Source organism: Streptomyces sp. NPDC005141, from assembly GCF_053599975.1.
In genome coordinates, this window is sequence record NZ_JBSFYW010000011.1 from 1 (window position 1) to 18,378 (window position 18,378).

Genomic DNA, 18,378 nt, shown 5'->3' on the forward strand with positions numbered 1-18,378 from the left:
GCCGGTGATCAGGCCGTCGACGGCGGAGAACTGGCCGGTGACACCGATCGCGGCGCGGACCCCGTCCGGTGAGGTGGCGAGGTCGTGGCCCGCGACCTGGGCCTGTCCTTCGTCGGCGGAGATGAGCGTGGAGAGGATCTTCACGACGGTGGTCTTGCCGGCGCCGTTCGGACCGAGCAGCGCGAACACGGACCCGGCGGGGATCCGCAGATCGATGCCGTCGAGCACGGTCTTGTCGCCGTAGGACTTGCGCAGACCGACCGCGGAGACGGCCGGCGGCGTCTGGGGACCGTTGTTCCGGCTGGACGTGGGCATGACAGATGAAGGCATGGGGCCCTCCGGTCGAAGGCTGAAGTGGGTGAGGGGTGGGGCCGGACGAGGAGGTGCCGCTGGTGCCGCTCAGGCCTTGGCGCGGCGGATGTCGATGTTGCCGTGCCGGGTGCGGGCGCGGACCTGGACGGTGTCCTCGCTCTGCTCCGGTGTCTCGGACACGGTGAGCGTGTTGCGTACCTGGCCGGAGCCCGAGCTGACGTCGAGCCAGGCGGCCGTGCCCTCGCGGACACCGATCTCGATGGCGCCGTAGGAGGTCTCCAACTGGACGGTGCCACGGGCCACTTCGCCCACCCGCAGGGTTCCGTGGGCGGTGGTGGCGGTGACCGAGTCCTCGGCGCGCCGGATCTCGATGTCGCCGTTGGCGCCGCTCACCCGCAGTTCGCCGGTCGCGGCGCCGACGGTCGTGGTGCCGTGCGAGTTCTTCAGGACGGCCGGACCGTCGACGAGTCCGATGCGCAGGCTGCCGGAGCTGGTGGTGATCTCGGCCATGCCCTCGACCCGGTCCACGGTGATCGATCCGTGCGACGCCTTCAGCTGCAGCGGTCCGGTCGTGTCGAGGCGGACGTCACCGGACGACGTCTTCACCCGGACCTCGCCGAGCCGGCCCTCGCCGAGCACCTGGGCCCAGGAGCCGGTCATGTCGACGCGCGAGCCGGTGGGCAGCTCGACCGTCACGTCGACGGTGCCGGTGCGGCCGAACAGATTGGACTTGGGTGTCCTGACGGTCAGCGCGCCGCTCGTGTACGTGACCTCGGTCTGCTCGGCCGTCCGCACGTCCAGGTCCTTCTTCGGGTCGCGGGGCCGCACCTCGACGACCGTGTCGAGACGGTCGACCGCGGTGAACTGGATGGAACCGGCCTCCACGTGCGTCGTGGCCGAGATCGCTTCAGGAGTTTCGAAAGAAGGCATGGCTGTCCCGTCCTCTTGAGTCTCTGGGGCGTCCCCGCTGGTGGGACGTGGTGCGGATGAAGTGGAGCGGGCGGAGGCGCGGCTAGCGCACCCAGCCCGTGAAGCTCTGTCCGATGGTGCGGGCCTTCTCCGTCGTGCGCGGCCGGGTGTCGCCGTCGACCGCGGACGACACGGCACGCACCAGCCACGCGTTGACCGACAGGCCCTCCCGGGTCGCGGCCTCCTCGGCGCGGGCCTTGAGGTGGGCCGGCAGACGCAGGTTGACGCGGGCGGTGCCGCCCTCGTCGCCCTCGGCCGGGACCGGGGTCTTGAACGATTCGACGGGCGGGGCCGGCTCCGCGGGGGCGCCGCCGTCGGTGGGCGGCAGCGTCACCACGAAGTCGGGGTCGAGCCCCCGCAGCCGTACGTCGACCGAGCCGGGGGCGAGTTCACGGGTGATCTCGTCCATCGCGGCGGAGAGCACGTTGAGCATGGTCAGCCGGGTCGCCGACTCCAGGGGAGCGGTGAGCCTCTCGGCCAGCTCGCGGGCTTCGTCGCCGCCGGCCTCGGCAGCCACCGCGAGTTCGCGGCGGAGGTTGTCGACATACGGGGTGAGGTCCATAGCGCCATAATGGCACCACTGTGGTGCCATGCGCAAGCCTGAATGGTGCCGCGCTGCGTGAACTAGGGAGGAACCGCACTGCCTGCGGAAACATGGAGGGGTGGCTCAAGTCGTTGGGGTGCCATGGGCGTTCACGTGCTTTGGGGTGCGCGGAAGGGTGCCATGTGGCGCTATGTGGCACCCGGTGGCACCGGAGGGTGCCAGGTGGTGCCGGGGTGATGTCGAGTGGTGCCACTCGGTGCCGGGTGGTGCCACGTGGTGCCACTCGGCGCCAAGTGATGCCGCTTGATGCCGCGGGGTGCCACGCGCGGGCGGCCTGTCTCCGCCTCGCGGTCCGCCACCGCGCACTCGCCTGCCGCGGGGGAGGGCTCAGCCTCTCCGGTGCCTGCGGGGCGGGGTCCGGGGTGGAGCGCCAGGTGCCTGGGGAGCCTCAGGTGTGGGGGGAGCCCCGGGCGTGGGGGAAGTCCGGGTACGCCGAAGGCGGCGGCCCCGGGGAATGGGGTCGCCGCCTTGTGTGTGGCTGTGAGGCCTGTGGGCTGATCAGTACCAGCCGTTGGCCTGCCAGAAGTTCCAGGCGCCGGCGGGGCTGCCGTAGCGGGAGTTCATGTAGTCGAGACCCCACTTGATCTGGGTCTTGGGGTTGGTCTTCCAGTCGGAGCCGGCGGTTGCCATCTTCGAACCGGGCAGGGCCTGGACCAGGCCGTACGCGCCGGACGAGGAGTTCGTGGCGCTGATGTTCCAGCCGCTCTCGTGCTCGACGATCTTGCTGAAGGCGTTGAACTGCGCGGCGTCCGGAATCATCTTGTGCGCGATCGACTTCGCGGAGGAGGCGGCGGTGGGCGTGGCGGCCTGGGCGGGCGCCGCGGCCAGAACCATACCGGTGGTGGCAGCGGCCACGGCTGCACCGGCGAGAGCCTTCTTCGGGGAAGCGACGATGCGGCGGATGACGGAGACGGACACGGAGAACCTTTTTCTTCGGGGACATGGAGTCGCTCGCAAGCCGTGACCACGTGGTGTGTGGAGGGGGCGTACGTCGGCGCCGCGATCCCGAGTGGGCTCGTGGCGCCTGGCGACTGCTCCAGAGAAACAGGCTTGAACCGCGTCCGCAATGACCCCTTTTACTAGTCGTGGTCGCATCCGCGACGAAAGTCCCCCGTGTGACGTGGCTCTCAAACCCCAGGTCAGAGGGTATGGCGACGCGTTCATGCCACGGCATGAGGTCTACGAAGCCGCTTCGTATGTGACCTGGGTCCTGTGGCTCGGTTCACCCCGCACCTGACGGACGGTGCGGGGCACGCCACGGAGTGCCGCCGGACGATGTGACGTGGGTCCCGGGTCACCGGGGGTCGAACGTGACCGGGCTCTCGAAAGCCGCCCGGCGCGTGGCCCGGCGCAGCGCCTTGAGGAGGGTCCCGCCGACCGTCAGGGTCAGGACGACGGTGACGACCGCCCGGCCCAGGTCCCAGCCGAGGGACGTGGCCAGGCAGTACGCGAGGAAGCGGGCGAGGTTGGCGGGAACGGTGGAGTGCGGGTCGAAAGCGACGTTCGAGGCCAGCGCGTCCATGAAGGGCCAGCCGGCCAGATTCATGACGGTGCCGTAGGCGAAGGCGGCGAGGAAGCCGTATCCGGCGAGCATCAGCAGCTCTCCGCGGCCGCGCAGCCGGTCCGCGCCCGGCAGCAGCCCGGCGCCCATCGTGAACCAGCCCATGGCCAGCATCTGGAAGGGCATCCAGGGCCCCACCCCGCCGGTCAGCAGTGCCGACGCGAACATCGTCACGGACCCGAGCACGAACCCGAAGCCCGGTCCGAGCACCCGCCCGCTCAGCACCATCAGGAAGAACATCGGCTCGATACCCGCGGTCCCGGCCCCGATCGGGCGCAGCGCGGCACCGGTCGCGGCCAGCACGCCGAGCATGGCGACCGCCTTCGGGCCGAGCCCGGACTCGGAGATCGTCGCCGCGACCACCGCGACCAGCAGGACGAGCAGCCCCGCGAACAGCCACGGAGCGTCCTGGGCGTGCGCGCTGACCTGCGAGCCGGGCCCCGCGAAGAGCGGCCAGGCGAATCCGGCGACCCCGGTGGCGCTGACCAGGACCAGGGCGGCGACGGAACGCGGGCCGAGGCGGATGGCCCTGGCCTGGGGATGAGGCCGGGAGCGGGGCCGGGGGTGGTGGACGGAGGTTTCGGGGGCGCTCACGCGAGGGCCTTCCTGACCTGGGCGACGGTGAGCCACGGCTCGGGGGCCAGGATCTTGGCGACCTGCGGGGCGAAGGACGGGGACGCGACGACCACCTCGGCGGTGGGGCCGTCGGCGACGATCTCACCGTCCGCGAGGATCACCACACGGTGGGCGAGGTCGGCGGCGAGTTCCACGTCATGGGTGGCCAGCACGATGGCGTGCCCCTCGGCGGCCAGTCCGCGCAGCACGGTGACCAGCCGGGCCTTCGCCGCGTAGTCGAGGCCGCGGGTCGGCTCGTCGAGGAGGAGCAGCGGGGGGCGGGCCGTCAGGACGATGGCGAGCGCCAGCGCCAGCCGCTGCCCCTCCGACAGATCACGGGGGTGCGTGTCGTCCGCGATGTCCGGCAGCAGTCCGGACACCAGAGCCCGGCAGGATCCGGCCTCGGCCCCGGCGTCCTCGTCGGCCGCCGCGCACTCGGCGGCCACCGTGTCCGCGTACAGCAGATCCCGGGGTTCCTGCGGTACGAGTCCCACACGGCGTACGAGGTCGCGCGGCGCCGTGCGATGCGGCACCGCCCCACAGACCCGTACCGATCCGGCGGTCGGCTCGACCAGTCCGACCAGTGCCCCGAGCAGCGTCGACTTCCCGGCGCCGTTGCGGCCCATCAGCGCGATGGTCTCGCCGGGCCCCGCGGTGAGGTCGACCCGGCGGAGCGCCTCGACGCGCCCGCGCCGGACGGCCAGCGACTCGACCACGGCCACGTCCGCCGGAAGCGGTGCGGTGTCGGGGCCGCGCCTGCGCAGGAGACGGGAGAGGGAGAAGGGGGAGGTGACCGGAGGGGCGGGGCGCGCCGGTGCCGAACGGAGGGGGAGGGCCGCGGCGGGCCGCGTGCCGCCGGTGACGTCGGCGTTCTCGGCGCCTCCGGTCGGTGCGGTGCCTGCGGTGCCGTCGGCGAGTCCGGTGCCTGCGGTGCCTGTGACTGCGGTGCCTGTGGTGGGTTCCGTGGGTGCCGTGGAGAGTCGCTCGCGCAGTGTTCCCGCCCGGCGTCGCGCGTCGCGCACGGTCAGGGGGAGCGGGGACCAGCCGGCCAGGCGGCCCAGTTCCACCACCGGCGGGCAGACCGGGGAGACGGCCATGATCTCGGACGGGGTGCCGAGCGTCAGGGGCGCTCCCGGCGCGGGGAGGAGGGCGAGGCGGTCGGCGTACTGGACGACGCGTTCCAGGCGGTGCTCGGCCATGAGGACCGTGGTGCCGAGGTCGTGGACCAGGCGCTGCAGGACGCCGAGGACTTCCTCGGCGGCGGCGGGGTCCAGGGCCGAGGTGGGTTCGTCGAGGACCAGGACCCGGGGGTGCGGGGTGAGCACCGAGCCGATCGCGACCCGCTGCTGCTGGCCACCGGAGAGGGTGGCGATCGGGCGGTCGCGCAGGTCGGCCAGGGAGAGGAGGTCCAGGGTCTCTTCGACACGGCGCCGCATCACGGCCGGCGCCAGGCCCAACGACTCCATGCCGTAGGCGAGTTCGTCCTCCACGGTGTCCGTCACGAAGTGGGAGAGCGGGTCCTGGCCGACCGTGCCGACCACATCCGCGAGTTCGCGCGGCTTGTGCGTGCGGGTGTCCCGTCCGGCGACGGTGACCCGGCCGCGCAGCGTTCCGCCCGTGAAGTGCGGGACGAGTCCGCTCACCGCGCCGAGCACCGTCGACTTGCCGACCCCGGACGGGCCGACGAGCAGGACCAGTTCGCCCTCCGGGACCTCGAAGTCCACGCCCCGGATGGTGGGTTCGGCGGCCCCGGCGTACGTCACGGAGACATCCTCGAAGCGGATCACGATGGTTCCTCGGGGGCCGGGGTTCGTTGGGGGGTCGGGGCCACGAAGGCGGGGAGCAGGCCGAGCAGGACCGCCGCCGCCGGCCAGAGGGGAAGGGCGGGAGCCACCAGGGGGACGACTCCGGGGCGCAGCGCGGCGGGGTCGTAGGACGCGGCGGCGATCATCAGGGCCGCCACCGCGATGCCCGACCCGGCGACCAGCCAGGCCCGTACGCCCCAGGTGTCCGGCCGGTAGCGCGACCGCAGTGAGCGGCGGCCGCCCAGCCACAGGCCGCCGAGCGCCGCGGCGAGACCGGCCAGCAGGACCGGCAGGCCGTAGGTGTCGCCCTCGGCGGTCAACAGCCCGTATGTGCCCGCGCAGACGCCGATCAGGCCGCCCAGGGTGAGGGCTCCGGTGGTCCGGCGGACGGCGGGCGGGACCTGTGCCGTGCGTCCGTACCCACGTGCGTCCATCGCCGCCGCCAGCGCGACCGAACGTTCCAACGCGCCCTCCAGGACCGGGAGTCCGACGTGCAGCAGGCCGCGCAGGCCCCGGTCGGGGCGGCCGCGGAGCCGGCGGGCGGCGCGCAGCCGCTGGACGTCGGCGATCAGATGCGGGGCGAAGGTGAGCGCGACGACCACCGCGACGCCCGTCTCGTACAGCGCTCCCGGCAGCGACTTGAGCAGCCGCGCCGGGTTCGCGAGGGCGTTCGCCGCACCGACGCAGACGAGGAGCGTGGCCAGCTTCAGGCCGTCGTACAGCGCGAAGAGCAGGCCCTCGGCGGTGACGCGGCCGCCGATGCGGACCCCCTGAGCCCAGTGCGGGAGGGGGATCTCGGGGAGCGTGACGATCACATGGGTGCCGGGGATGGGGGAGCCGAGGAAGACGGCGAAGGCCAGGCGGATGGCGAGGACGGCGGCGGCCAGTTTGACGAAGGCGGTGTAGGAGCGCGCCCAGGGGGCGTCGGTGCGATGGGTGGCCACCACGAAGCCCGCCACTCCTATGAGGAGGGCGAGCAGGAGGGGGTTCGTGGTGCGGGAGGCCGCCGTGCCGAGACCCAGGGCCCAGATCCACCAGGCGCCGGGGTGCAGGGCGTCCGCGCGGTGCGTCCCCGGGGTTCGGGAAGGGGGGCGCGGACGCCCGTTCGGGCCGGTGCCCGGCGCCGTCCGCCGGGGCCGCGCCGTCCCGGGTTCCCGGCCCTGCTCGGACGGGCCCTGCTCGGACACACCTTGCTTGGACACACCTTGCTCGGACAGGCCTTGCTCGGAAACGCCCGTTTCGGACAGGGGGAATGCCCGTCGCTCCGCGGAGCGACGGCCCACGGCCGCGGCGGGGCGTTCACGGTCGCCCTTGGTCATGATCCGCGCCTCAGCCCTTGTGCCGACGGGCCTGCCAGACGGCCCCCGCGCCCAGCACCGCCACCGCGGCGGCGCCCGCCAGCAGGCCCACCGAGGGGCCGTGGTGGGCCGGCTCGGAAGCGTGCGGACGGGCTGACGCGGTCGGCCCGGTGGCCGCGACCTGGTCGCCGCAGCCCGTTCGCGGATAGCCCGCTATCGCGCACAGAAGCGCGTTGGTGTCGTAGCGCAGCGGTTTGGCGACCGAGGCCAGCGCCTCCGCGGTGCTCGCGTCGGGGGCGACGCGGGCGCAGGCGGTGCGCGGGGACGGCGGACCCTCACCGGACGGCGCGTCGGCGGCCGTGCCGGAGTCGATGACCAGGGCCACGCGCTTCTTGCCCTGCTGGACGGGCGTCCTGGCGCATATCGTGGCGAAGTCCCGCTCCCCGCGCGGCTGTACGGCGTGCTGGGAGTCCTCGCTCACCGCGAAGCGGAAGCCCTGGACATCGCCGTCGGACGGCCGCGCGGTGGACGGGCCCTGGGTGGCGTACGTCCACTTCCCGCCGGTCAGGTCCCAGAAGGACCAGTAGCGGTAGCCGACGGCCCGGGCCTGCCCCGCGCCACCGAGGACGAGGAGCAGGAGGGCCAGCGCGAGCGCCAGGGCCGGCGCGGTCGTCCGACGGCTGGTCACAGCTGCTGCTTCTTGTTGCGGCCGCTGATCAGGAAGCCGATGCCGATGCCGGCGACCAGGCCGATGCCGATGATCCACCAGACGCCGAGCCCGTTGCCGTCGTCCTTCTTCTCGTCGTTCTTCTTCTCGCTCGGGGTGGCCGAGGAGCCGGCCGCACCCGGCGTCGGGCCCGTCGCGTTCAGCTTCGCGACGAGGTCCTGGCCGCCGAAGTCACGCGGGTCGGTGCCGGTGGTGTGCGCGGCGAAGATCAGCTGCGCGTACGCGGCGGGGCCCGACTTGGCCGCCCAGTCGGCGGAGTTCTTCTCCAGCCAGGCGAGCGGCTTCTGCGCGGGCTTCGTCGCACCGATGGCCGACAGGGCCACGACCGCGTCCGCCGTGTTGCCGTAGTCGGGCTGGTCCTCGGCCCCGGCGAGCGCGGACTTCAGGTACGGGGTCTTCGCCAGTTCCTTGGCCAGATACTCGGCGCCGTTCGCCGCCGCGTCCGACCGGTTGGGGGTGTCGGCGACGACGCAACCCGTGAGGTCGAACGGGTTACCGGCCTCCGCCACGAAGCCCTGGCCCATGCCGGCGAGCACGCCCGCCGCGGTCGCGTCCGCGTTCGCCACCAGCTTGCCCTTCTTGTCGGGCTGGTAGGCGAAGGCGCCGCCGCCCTCTCCCCCGCAGGCCTTCGACAGCTTCACCAGGGCGTCGTACGGGGACTTGCCGTCCTTGGAGACGTCCTGGGGCTTCTTGCCGACCGCCTTCAGCGCGCCGATCACGACGGACGTCGAGTTGGCGTCGCTGGGACCGCCGGCCATGTAGCCCCAGCCGCCGTCCTTGTTCTGTGCGGACTTCAGCCAGGTCAGGGCCTTGCCCGTGGCGTCGTCGTGCCCGCCGAGTGCGGCGAGGGACTGGACGGCGGCCGCGGTGCTGTTGGTGTCGACCTGTGTCTTGGCGTCGCACGCGGCCGCGGCGTCGGCGCGGTACGCGGCGAAGGCACCGTTCGCGCACTGCTGTCCGGTCAGCCAGTCGACGGCCTTCCCGGCGGGCCGCACGCCGACGGTGTGCTGGGCGAGAAGCGCGAGCGACTGCCGCCAGACGCCGTCGTACGTCGGGTCGGTGGAGCCGTACAGACCCGAGGGGATCGCCGTCGAGGGCGACGCCGAGGGGGACGAGTCGGCGGCGGACGCGGCCGGCGCGACGACCGCCCCGATGACGGCGGTGGCGGCCAGTACCGCTGCGGTGCGGCGAACAAACATGACTCTCCCTGCGGGGAGCCGGGCAGCACCGGGCACACTGAGGCATCCGGGCGGCTCCGGCTCCGTATCCCTCGACGGTGCCGGCCGTCGGCGGGCTGCCGAGGGCACGAGCCGGTCACGTCCCGTCCGAGGCGATCCGGCTCACCACCGAAGTGGCTCACGGTTGCGGGTCAGCGCCGGATTTGCACCGGCTTCTCCTCGTACGGGTGTGATGACGACGCGCTCACTCTACCGGCCGCGCGGAATCCGCTGAGTGTCGCCTGTGGCACGGGCCCGGGGTGATCCAGGCGACATCCGCTAGGTTCGGGCCATGCGAACGGGGAGACTGCTCGGCTCGGGGCGTTCGGCGGACGTCTACGAGATCGACGAGGCGTGGGTGCTGCGGAGGGACCGCGAGGGCTGGGGAGACGCGACGGCCGAGGCGGCGGTGATGCAGCACGTGCGCTCGCACGGCTACCCGGTGCCGGGCGTGCGGGCGGCGACCCGCGGCGATCTGGTGATGGAGCGGCTGTCCGGGCCGACCATGCTGGAGGCCTTCGGCCAGGGCCTGCTCTCCGCCCAGGAGGCGGGCCTCACCCTGGCGCGGCTGCTGCGCAAGCTGCACGCCGTGCCCGCCCGGCTCTCCGCCGATCCCGCCGTCCGCGTCCTGCACCTGGATCTGCACCCCGACAACGTGATGCTCACCCCGGACGGCCCGAAGGTCATCGACTGGGCCAACACCGAGGAGGGGCCGCCCGGTCTCGACTGGGCCATGTCCGCCGTGATCCTCGCCCAGGTCGCCGTCGGCGGCGAGCCGGTCGGGGACGTGGCCGCCGAGACGCTGGACGCGTTGCTCGACGGGAACGAGGACCAGGTGACCGAGGAGGGGCTCGTGGAGGCGGGGCGGCGCCGGGCGGCCAATCCCACCATGAGCGCGCACGAGGTCCAACTCCTGGGCGAAGCGGACGGGTTGATCCGCGCGCTGCTGCGCTGAGCGGTGGCCGGCGCCGCGGGTCACCGCACGCGTGCGGGGACCGTCGCCTCCACCGGCTGGCACAGCACCAGGGCGAGATCGTCGGCGAGGGGCGCGCCGGTGTGCCGGAGCAGGCGGTCGTGCAGGATGCCCAGGGCGTCCTCGGGGAGGGGTTCGCGCAGCGCGAGGGCGGCCTCGCCGAGCAGCGGGAACGGGATGCCCTCCGGGTCGCGGCCCTCGGTCAGGCCGTCCGTGTAGAGCAGCAGACGGTCGCCCGGCTGGAGTCGTACGCGGTACTGGCGGGGATCGGGGCGCAGCCCCAACGGCGGTGAGGGGAACTCGGGTTCGAGGAACTCGATGCTCCGGCCGGAGCGAAGTGGCGCGGGGTGACCGCAGTTGACCAATCGCACCTCGCCGGGCGCGAACTCGGCGAGCAGGGCGGTGACGAAGTCCTCCGATCCCAGCTCCGGTGTGAGGCGGGTGTCGAGACCATGGGCGAGGGACGGCAAGTCCGGTGCCGTATAGGCGAGTTCGCGGAAACCGGTGATCGTCTCGACGGTCAGCCGGAGGGCGTCGAGGCCGTGTCCGCGTACGTCGCCCACCAGGACCCGCAGTCCGTACGGGGTCACCGCGACGTCGTACAGATCGCCCCCGACCGCCGACTCGCCGGCGGAGCAGTGGTAGCGGGTGCACACCTGAGTGCCGTCCAGGGTGCGGGAGATGGGTCGCAGGACCGTCTCCTGGGTGACCCGGGCGACCTCGCGGGACCGCGCGAGCGCGGCGCTCAGGCGCTCGCCCCGGCCGGCGGCGTACACGGTGACCGCACAGCCGAACAGCAGCCCTCCGGTACGGACACCGAAGTCGAAGCCGGCCACGGTGGTGTCGCCGAGATCCGTCGCGAGCCCCAGCGCCACCGCCCAGGCGCAGACCAGCAGGGTGCACCGCACCCCGAACCGCACGCACGCCAGCAGCGGCCCGATCAGCAGCAGCGTGACCAGCGACGGCACCCGGGCGTCCACCAGATGCGGCAGGGCGACCAGCAGGCAGACGGCAGGCGGCATCAGCGTCAGCCAGGAGAACCCGGCTCCGACGTGCCCACAGCCTCCGCCGGCGGCGGACCTCCGATCGTCCTGCTCCCTCTCGCGCATCACCCGACCATCGCCGAAAATCGCACCCGCCGCCCTCGCCGACGGAGACTTGATCGCATCTCGTCGCATGGTGCCCGGAACTGGCGTTGCGCTGCGGTCTTTCTGTCCGAGTCGGTGGAGCGGCGCGTCGCGCGCGTGCGGTCCGGCCACACTGGTCCGCGTGTCCGACAAGACGACCGGTGGACGGCCCGGCAATCCGCCCTCACAGACGCGGAGTTTCATCGGACGGCTGGAGGAACTCGGCCGACTGGAGCGAGAACTGGACCCCGGCGCCGGGACCGGCCGGCTGCTGAGCCTGGTCGGCGTCGGCGGAGTGGGCAAGACCCGGCTCGCCCTGCGGGCCGTCGGTCGGGTCGAAGGCGCGTACCCGGACGGCGTCCGGCTGGTGGAGCTCTCCCCGCTGCACACCGCCGGCCTGGTGGGCCTCGCCGTCGTGGAGGCGCTGCGGCTCACCGACCGCTCGACCCGGCCGGTCACCGAGGTCATCGCCGAATGGGCCGAGGGCAAAAGGCTGTTGCTGGTCCTCGACTCCTGCGAGCACGTCCTCGCGGACTGCGTGGGCTTCGTCGAGGAACTGCTGCCCGTCCTGCCGGGCCTGCGGGTCCTCGTCACCAGCCGTGAGCCGCTCGGCCTGCCGGGCGAACGCGTCCTGCGCCTGGAACCGCTGCCGGTCGCCGACGACGCGGTGGCCCTGTTCGCCGACCGCGCGGCCGAGACCGGATGCACCCTCGACGACACCGACCGTCCCGTCGTGGAGGCCGTCTGCCGTCGTCTCGACGGCATCCCGCTCGCCATCGAGCTCGCCGCCGTCCGGCTCGGCGAACTCACCCTGGACCAGCTGAGCGGCCTGCTCGGCGAGCGGCTGCCGTCCCGTCTCGACCTGCTCGTCGCGCGCGAGGGCGAGGGGCCGCCCCGCCACCGGACCCTGCGGACGGCCATCGGCTGGAGCCACGAGCTGTGCGCACCCCTGGAACGGCTGCTGTGGGCCCGGCTCTCGGTCTTCGCTGGCGGCTTCTGCGGGAGCGCCGCCGAGGGCGTCTGCGCGGGCGGGCCGCTGCCCGCCGACCTGATTCCCGGCCTGCTCGCCCGGCTCGTCGAGCAGTCCATCGTGGGCCGCCACCACGCCGGCCCCGCCCGCTACCGGCTCCTCGACACCGTACGGGAGTTCGGCGCCGACTGGCTGCGCGCACTGGGCGAGGAGCACACCGTACGACTGCGCCACCGCGACCACTACCGGGGGCTGGCCCGCCAGGGCTGTGCCGAGTGGAACACCGCACGGCAGGCGGCCTGGTGCGAGCGCACCCTGACCGAGCACGCCAATCTCCGGGCGGCCATGGACTGCGCGCTCGCCGGGTCCGACAGACGGGTCGCCCTGGCGATGGCGTCCGACATCGGCTTCCTGTGGCGGCACTGCGGCTATCTGCGCGACGCCCAGCACTGTCTCGACCAGGCGATGGCGGCCGACCCGGCCTCCGGCCCCGACCGCACCCGCGCGGTGTGGACCCGGGGCGCGGTCGCGCTGCTCCAGGGCGATCTGGAGGCCGCGGCCAACTGGGCGGTGCGCTGCGCCGACGCGGCGGGAGAACAGGGCGACCCGGCGGCGGTGGTGGCCGCGCTGTACCTCCGGGGCGGACAACTCGCCCTGAGCGGGCGCCTGTCCGAGGCGGTCCACGTCCTGGCCGGCGCGCCTCGGCTGCCCGTCCGGGGGGACTGGCTCGGAGCGGCACAGCTCCAGGTCCGGGTGGCGCTGTCGTACGCGTATCTGATGCGCGGGGAGCAGGAACGGGCGCGTGCGGTGGCCGAGGAGGTGCGGGCGGCGAGCCTGGCATGCGGGGAGTCGTGGGCGGGAGCCTTCGCCGACGGGCTCGTGGCCCAGATCGATCTGGCCCGCGGGGACATCGGCGCGGCTCTCGGCAACGCCCGGACCGCGCTGGCCGGGCACGGGCTGCTGCACAACACCGTGGGTGCCGCGATGGTCCTCGACGTGCTCGCCGCGGGGATCGTCGCGGCGGGCGACGGACACCGCGCGGCCCGCCTTCTCGGCATCGGCGAGCGCGTGTGGGAACTCACCGGGCGCGCCCAGATGGACTCACCCGATCTGATCGCCACCCGCCGCTCGCACGAACTCCGCGTCCGCGGCGAGATCGGCGACTCGGCGTACGAGAAGGCGTACGAGGAGGGGCGCACGATGCCGTACGAGGAGGGGCTGGACTACGCGGCCCACAGCCGCAGCCACTGAGTTCCGAGGCGCTGGGCGGGCCGCAGAAGGTGAGGTCCGCGGCGCCGAGCGGCCGTACCCGCGAAGGTGCGCGGCCCCGAGCGGCCGTACCCGCCGAGTCCCGCGCCCGGCTGCCGCGGCCCGCCGCCGGAGAGGCGGCCCGGACCGGCGGGCGAGAGGCGTCACACCGCCACGAACGTCACCGGGTCGCTGCCCGTCACCGCCTCCGCCCGTCCCAGCTTCACCAGCCTCCGTACATGAGCCTCGGCCTCCGAGACCGCGATGTTCCGTGATCCGTAGGGGATGTCGGCCCAGGGGCGGTTCCACTCCATGCGCTCGGCGAGCTGCCAGGGCGTGAGCGGGACGGACAGGAGGGTGAGCAGGCCGGTGAGCCGCTCCTCGTGGTGCGCTAGCAACTCCGCGACCCGGGACGGGGCGTCGGTGAACACGTGCTGGTGGGCCGGGAGCACCTCGGCCGGGTCGAGGCGGCCGACGCGCTCCAGGGAGTCGAGGTAGTCGCCGAGCGGATCGGCGATCTCGCCGAGGCTCTCGATCCCGTTCGCGTAGGGGGGACGCCCGTGGGTGTCCGGGTCTTCGTAGAGGCCGATGTGCGGGGTGATCCTGGGCAGCAGGTGGTCGCCGGAGAACAGCCTTCCGTTGCCCGGCAGCCGGGCCGGGTGGTCCTCTTCCAGGTGGAGGCAGACGTGCCCGGGTGTGTGGCCGGGGGTCCAGACGGCGCGCAGCCGGCGGCCGGGCAGCGCGAGGAACTCGCCGGGGACGATCTCACGGTCGGGGAGCGCGGGGGAGAAGCCGGGCAGGGTGCTGGGGCGGCGTACGGACGTGCTTGCCTCGCGCAGCGGGGTGATGTGCTCCTCCGGGGCACCGGAGGCCTCCAACTTGGCCGCCATGTAGGCGAACCAGCGCTCGGGCCGGTTCTCCCGGGTGCGCCGGACCAGTGCCGCGTCGGCGGCGTGCATCGCGATCCAGGCGCCGGAGGCCTCGCGGACCTGTCCCGACAGGCCGTGGTGATCGGGGTGGTGGTGGGTGATGACCACGCCGTGGATCTCCGTGACGGAGGTTCCGCAGTCGGTGAGTCCCTCGACGAGGGTGTCCCAGGAAGCGGGGTCGTCCCAGCCCGTGTCGATGAGCACGGGTCCCGCGTCGGTGTCGACCAGGTACACCAGCGTGTGGCCGAGCGGGTTGTCCGGGATGGGGACCCTGATCGACCGTACGCCCCCGCCGTGATCGGTCACGTGCGTCATGCGCTTCCACCCATCGCCGAGTTGTCGACACTATAACTAGAACGAGTTCCAATGGGAGCCCAAGTCGACTGTTCTGTCCGCGGGGACGGCAGCGTCCGTGCCGTGGACTCATCCGGCGGGAACTGGTATCAGTTCTCGTATCTGATGAAGCGTCAGAAGTGGTGGCAGAGAGCGTCCTTGGAGGCAGTCGGCCATGACCGAGCTCGTGGAACACGGACAGCTGTTCATCGGCGGGGAGTTGACCGATCCCCTCGGCAAGGACGTCATCGAGGTGATCTCGCCGCACACCGAGGAGGTCATCGGCCGGGTGCCGCACGCCTCGGCGGCCGACGTCGACCGGGCCGTCGCCGCCGCGCGCGAGGCGTTCGACCAGGGCCCCTGGCCGCGAATGAGCCTCGACGAGCGGATCGCGGTCGTGACGCGGATCAAGGACGCGATCGCCGTACGCCACGAGGAGATCGCCCGCGTCATCTCCTCCGAGAACGGCTCCCCCTACTCCTGGAGCGTCCTCGCGCAGGCCCTCGGCGCCATGATGGTGTGGGACGCGGCGATCACGGTGGCACGCGGCTACACGTACGAGGAGACGCGCGACGGAGTCCTCGGCAGGATTCTGGTGCGCCGTGAACCGGTGGGCGTGGTGGCGGCCGTGGTGCCGTGGAACGTCCCGCAGTTCGTGGCGGCGGCCAAGCTCGCGCCCGCGCTGCTGACCGGCTGCACCGTCGTCCTGAAGCCGTCGCCCGAATCACCCCTGGACGCCTATCTGCTCGGGGAGATCGCGAAGGAGGCCGGGCTGCCCGAGGGGGTGCTGTCCATCCTCCCGGCGGACCGCGAGGTCAGCGAGTACCTGGTCGGACACCCCGGCATCGACAAGGTCTCCTTCACCGGATCGGTCGCGGCGGGCAAGCGGGTGATGGAGGTCGCCGCCCGGCATCTCACCCGCGTGACCCTGGAGTTGGGCGGCAAGTCGGCGGCCGTGGTGCTGCCGGACGCGGACATCGGCACCTCGGTCCCCGGGATCGTCTCGGCGGCCTGGATGAACAACGGCCAGGCGTGCGTCGCCCAGACCCGCATCCTCGTACCGCGCTCGCGCTACGACGAGTTCGCGGACGCCTTCGCCGCGGCGGCGAACGCGCTCGTCGTCGGTGATCCGCTCGACCCGGCCACCCAGGTCGGCCCGCTGGTCGCCGAGCGGCAGCGGCGGCGCAACCTCGACTACATCCGCATCGGGCAGGAGGAGGGCGCCAAGATCCTGGCCGGCGGCGGACGTCCGCCCGGACTCGACCGCGGCTGGTACGTCGAACCGACGCTCTTCGGTGACGTCGACAACTCGATGCGCATCGCCCGGGAGGAGATCTTCGGCCCGGTGATCTGTCTGCTCCCCTACGGCGACGAGACCGAGGCCGTGAAGATCGCCAACGACTCCGACTACGGGCTGAGCGGCAGCGTCTGGACGGCGGACGTCGCCCACGGCATCGACATCGCCCGCCAGGTCCGCACCGGCACCTACTCGGTCAACACCTTCAGCCTCGACATGCTCGGCCCGTTCGGCGGCTACAAGAACTCGGGCCTGGGCCGGGAGTTCGGGCCCGAGGGATACGGCGAGTTCCTGGAGCACAAGATGATCCACCTGCCGGCCGGCTGGGAGGCGTGAGGATGGGCGACCGCTGGCAGGTCGGGGTCGACCGCTCCGTCTGCATCGGCTCCGCCCAGTGCGTCCACCACGCCCCGGACGCCTTCCGCCTCGACGCCGGCATGCAGTCCCACCCGGTCGAACCGGAGACCGACGCCAACGAGAAGATCCTCGAAGCGGCCGAGGGCTGCCCGGTCGAGGCCGTCATGATCTCCTTGCTGGGCAGCGGTGAGCCCGTGTTCCCGCCGGAGGAATAGCCAGGGGGCCGGATCCGGGGACCTCCCCGTCCCCGGATACCCTCCAGCCGATTCGACGGATCGACCGGGGCGGGAAGCGTGCACAAGTCCGAGGCCAGGAAGCTGATCGAGCAGGCGCGTACGGCGTGGGAGGCCGAGGAGTGGCAGCGGGCCGCCGATCTCCACGAACAGGTGCTCGCGCACTTCCCCGACGAGCGGCCGAGCGCGGTGTGGTGGTACGACGCCGCGCTCGCCCACAAGTTCCTGCGGAACTGGGAGAAGGCCCGCGACCTCGGACGCGAGGCGGCGGCCCGCGCTCCGCGAGGCGAGGGCGATCCCGCGTACTGGAACCTCGGCATCGCCGCCACGATCCTGCGCGACTGGGCGACGGCCCGCGACGCCTGGACCGGGTTCGGCATCGAACTACCGGACGGGGAGGGTGAGATCGCGGGCCGCTTCGGCGCCGCCTGCGTACGGCTGGACACCGACGGAGAGCGGGAGGTCGTGTGGATCGAGCGGTTGTGCCCGACCCGCGGGCGCGTGGTGAACGTGCCCGTCACGGGCGGGCGGCGGTACGGCGAGATCGTCGTGCACGACGGCGAACCCAAGGGGGAGCGGGTGTACGACGGCACGACGTATCCCGTCTTCGACGAGCTGACGCTCTTCGAGGCGTCCGCGCTCCCGACCCTGGAGGTGACGGTCGGCGCGGGCGACGCGACCGACCTGGAGGCCCTGCTCGCCCTGTTCACCGAGCATGGCTTCGGTGCCGAGCCCGCCAGTGCCGTGCGCGTCCTCTGCGCCTGCTGCAGCGAGGGCACCCATCAGCAGGAACGCGATGTGCGGGCGGGCGCCCAGGCGGTGTCGCTGGCGGCTCCGGAGCACGAGGCGCGACGGCTGCTGGAGCGCTGGGCCGGGGAGACGGCGATCGGGCGCAGCTGGAGCGGACTGGAGCAGGTGGGCTAGCCCCGGCTTCCGCGGCTGCCCCGGCAGTCTCGGTGGTCCTGGCCGTTCCGGCTCTCCCGGCCGTGCGGGCGCGCCCTGCTGTCCCGGCCGCTCAAGCCCGCCCGGCCGTCCAAGCCCGCCCGGCCGTCCGGGCGCACCCGTTCGTCCGGGGCCTACCGGCTCTTCGGGTCGGTCAGGTCGATCAGGCGGCACACCGTCTCGATGTCTATCTTGACCTGGGCGATCGAGGCGCGGCCCGAGAGCCAGGTGATCAGGGCCGAGTGCCAGGTGTGCTCGATGACGCGGACGGCGGAGAGCTGGGCCGGCGTCGGGTCGTCGAGGCCCATCGCGTCCAGGATGATCACCGTGGTCTGCCGCGAGACCTGGTCGACCTCGGGGCTGACGCTGCGATCCGCGAAGGTGAGCGCGCGGACCATGGCGTCGGCCAGGTGCGGCTCCCGCTGGAGGGCGCGGAACGCCCGCATCAGGGTCTCCGCCACCCGCTCCGCGGCCGTGTCCCCGGCCGGCGGCTTCTTGCGCAGCGTGCCGTGCATGTGCTCCAGCTGGTCCTGCATCGTGGCGACCAGCAGATGCACCTTCGAGGGGAAGTAGCGGTACAGCGTGCCGAGAGCGACCTGCGACGACTCCGCGACCTCACGCATCTGCACGGCGTCGAAGCCGCCCCGGCTGGCCAGCTGCGCGCTGGCGTGCAGGATCCGGCGGCGGCGTGCCTCCTGCCGCTCGGTGAGCGGGGGAGAGGCGGGGTGCGCGATGGGGTGCGGGGTGGAGCGCGCGGAGGTGGACGGCGTGGCGGGCGTGCTGCCCCCCGGCGCCGGTCGCGCGTTCTTCGAGTCCGCCTTGGCTTCCGCAGGCATGGGTCCGTTCCGTGACATCAGCGAG

The 18,378-nt window shown here is 72.9% G+C and carries 17 protein-coding genes; 5 read left to right on the forward strand and 12 right to left on the reverse strand.

The genetic code is table 11. The features are described from left to right. The 9 genes from ACWD68_RS11165 to ACWD68_RS11205 all read right to left on the reverse strand — a co-directional run. Positions 1-330, reverse strand: a 330-nt coding sequence (locus tag ACWD68_RS11165) for an ATP-binding cassette domain-containing protein (RefSeq protein ID WP_451806154.1), incomplete at its 3' end; no start/stop codon positions are given. 69 nt (positions 331-399) lie between these two features. Further along, positions 400-1,242 carry a DUF4097 family beta strand repeat-containing protein gene (locus ACWD68_RS11170; RefSeq protein ID WP_451806155.1) on the reverse strand — a complete coding sequence of 281 codons (843 nt, stop codon included), beginning with the start codon at positions 1,240-1,242 and terminating at the stop codon, positions 400-402. Between the two features lie 82 nt (positions 1,243-1,324). Next, on the reverse strand, positions 1,325-1,843 hold the full coding sequence (locus tag ACWD68_RS11175) for a toxin-antitoxin system HicB family antitoxin (RefSeq protein ID WP_451806156.1): 519 nt from the start codon (positions 1,841-1,843) through the stop codon (positions 1,325-1,327). Positions 1,844-2,383: 540 nt separating this feature from the next. Further along, complete coding sequence (locus tag ACWD68_RS11180; RefSeq protein ID WP_451806157.1) at positions 2,384-2,803, reverse strand: aggregation-promoting factor C-terminal-like domain-containing protein; 420 nt, start codon at positions 2,801-2,803, stop codon at positions 2,384-2,386. A gap of 376 nt (positions 2,804-3,179) precedes the next feature. Continuing rightward, positions 3,180-4,040, reverse strand: coding sequence for an ECF transporter S component (locus ACWD68_RS11185; RefSeq protein WP_451806158.1), 861 nt, complete (start codon positions 4,038-4,040; stop codon positions 3,180-3,182). Continuing rightward, positions 4,037-5,848 (reverse strand): ABC transporter ATP-binding protein, encoded by a 1,812-nt coding sequence (locus tag ACWD68_RS11190; protein ID WP_451806159.1) that lies wholly within the window; start codon positions 5,846-5,848, stop codon positions 4,037-4,039. The genes ACWD68_RS11185 and ACWD68_RS11190 overlap by 4 nt, the downstream gene beginning before the upstream one ends. Further along, positions 5,845-7,053, reverse strand: coding sequence for an energy-coupling factor transporter transmembrane component T (locus tag ACWD68_RS11195; protein ID WP_451806160.1), 1,209 nt, complete (start codon positions 7,051-7,053; stop codon positions 5,845-5,847). Before ACWD68_RS11195 ends, ACWD68_RS11190 begins: the two co-directional genes overlap by 4 nt. A gap of 142 nt (positions 7,054-7,195) precedes the next feature. Continuing rightward, the gene (locus ACWD68_RS11200) at positions 7,196-7,852 is read right to left on the reverse strand and encodes an SCO2322 family protein (RefSeq protein ID WP_451806161.1); all 657 of its coding nucleotides are present in this window, start codon (positions 7,850-7,852) and stop codon (positions 7,196-7,198) included. Beyond that, positions 7,849-9,090 (reverse strand): prenyltransferase/squalene oxidase repeat-containing protein, encoded by a 1,242-nt coding sequence (locus tag ACWD68_RS11205; RefSeq protein WP_451806162.1) that lies wholly within the window; start codon positions 9,088-9,090, stop codon positions 7,849-7,851. Before ACWD68_RS11205 ends, ACWD68_RS11200 begins: the two co-directional genes overlap by 4 nt. Before the next feature lie 310 nt (positions 9,091-9,400). On the opposite strand from ACWD68_RS11205, the gene ACWD68_RS11210 reads away from it, so the two are divergent. Continuing rightward, the gene (locus ACWD68_RS11210; RefSeq protein WP_451806163.1) at positions 9,401-10,063 is read left to right on the forward strand and encodes a phosphotransferase; all 663 of its coding nucleotides are present in this window, start codon (positions 9,401-9,403) and stop codon (positions 10,061-10,063) included. A 20-nt stretch (positions 10,064-10,083) separates the two neighbouring features. On the opposite strand, the gene ACWD68_RS11215 is transcribed toward ACWD68_RS11210, so the two are convergent. Beyond that, entirely contained in the window at positions 10,084-11,190 is a 1,107-nt protein-coding gene (locus ACWD68_RS11215; RefSeq protein ID WP_451806164.1) for a PP2C family protein-serine/threonine phosphatase, read from the reverse strand. A gap of 160 nt (positions 11,191-11,350) precedes the next feature. Here ACWD68_RS11215 and ACWD68_RS11220 point away from each other — a divergent pair, with 160 nt between their 5' ends. After that, a complete protein-coding gene (locus tag ACWD68_RS11220; RefSeq protein WP_451806165.1) occupies positions 11,351-13,429 on the forward strand; it encodes an ATP-binding protein in 2,079 nt (692 codons plus the stop codon). Between the two features lie 161 nt (positions 13,430-13,590). Here the strand turns inward: ACWD68_RS11220 and ACWD68_RS11225 are convergent, their stop codons facing one another. Next, positions 13,591-14,670 (reverse strand): MBL fold metallo-hydrolase, encoded by a 1,080-nt coding sequence (locus ACWD68_RS11225; protein WP_451806166.1) that lies wholly within the window; start codon positions 14,668-14,670, stop codon positions 13,591-13,593. Between the two features lie 193 nt (positions 14,671-14,863). Between ACWD68_RS11225 and ACWD68_RS11230 the strand changes: the two genes are divergently transcribed. From ACWD68_RS11230 to ACWD68_RS11240, 3 genes are all read left to right on the forward strand, one after another. After that, positions 14,864-16,321, forward strand: coding sequence for an aldehyde dehydrogenase (locus ACWD68_RS11230; RefSeq protein WP_451806167.1), 1,458 nt, complete (start codon positions 14,864-14,866; stop codon positions 16,319-16,321). A gap of 2 nt (positions 16,322-16,323) precedes the next feature. Next, on the forward strand, positions 16,324-16,557 hold the full coding sequence (locus ACWD68_RS11235; protein ID WP_451806168.1) for a ferredoxin: 234 nt from the start codon (positions 16,324-16,326) through the stop codon (positions 16,555-16,557). Between the two features lie 78 nt (positions 16,558-16,635). After that, positions 16,636-17,499, forward strand: coding sequence for a tetratricopeptide repeat protein (locus tag ACWD68_RS11240; RefSeq protein WP_451806169.1), 864 nt, complete (start codon positions 16,636-16,638; stop codon positions 17,497-17,499). Between the two features lie 152 nt (positions 17,500-17,651). Here ACWD68_RS11240 and ACWD68_RS11245 read toward each other — a convergent pair whose 3' ends face one another. Then, entirely contained in the window at positions 17,652-18,353 is a 702-nt protein-coding gene (locus ACWD68_RS11245; RefSeq protein WP_451806170.1) for a TetR family transcriptional regulator, read from the reverse strand. Positions 18,354-18,378: the final 25 nt, after the last annotated feature.

Bases quoted from the DNA above. Each gene is read 5' to 3' on its own strand.
- ACWD68_RS11170 (WP_451806155.1), bottom strand. From the start codon at position 1,242: ATGCCTTCTTTCGAAACTCCTGAAGCGATCTCGGCCACGACGCACGTG.
- ACWD68_RS11175 (WP_451806156.1), bottom strand. From the start codon at position 1,843: ATGGACCTCACCCCGTATGTCGACAACCTCCGCCGCGAACTCGCGGTG.
- ACWD68_RS11205 (WP_451806162.1), bottom strand. From the start codon at position 9,090: ATGTTTGTTCGCCGCACCGCAGCGGTACTGGCCGCCACCGCCGTCATC.
- ACWD68_RS11210 (WP_451806163.1), top strand. From the start codon at position 9,401: ATGCGAACGGGGAGACTGCTCGGCTCGGGGCGTTCGGCGGACGTCTAC.
- ACWD68_RS11215 (WP_451806164.1), bottom strand. From the start codon at position 11,190: ATGCGCGAGAGGGAGCAGGACGATCGGAGGTCCGCCGCCGGCGGAGGC.
- ACWD68_RS11225 (WP_451806166.1), bottom strand. From the start codon at position 14,670: ATGACGCACGTGACCGATCACGGCGGGGGCGTACGGTCGATCAGGGTC.
- ACWD68_RS11230 (WP_451806167.1), top strand. From the start codon at position 14,864: ATGACCGAGCTCGTGGAACACGGACAGCTGTTCATCGGCGGGGAGTTG.
- ACWD68_RS11235 (WP_451806168.1), top strand. From the start codon at position 16,324: ATGGGCGACCGCTGGCAGGTCGGGGTCGACCGCTCCGTCTGCATCGGC.
- ACWD68_RS11245 (WP_451806170.1), bottom strand. From the start codon at position 18,353: ATGCCTGCGGAAGCCAAGGCGGACTCGAAGAACGCGCGACCGGCGCCG.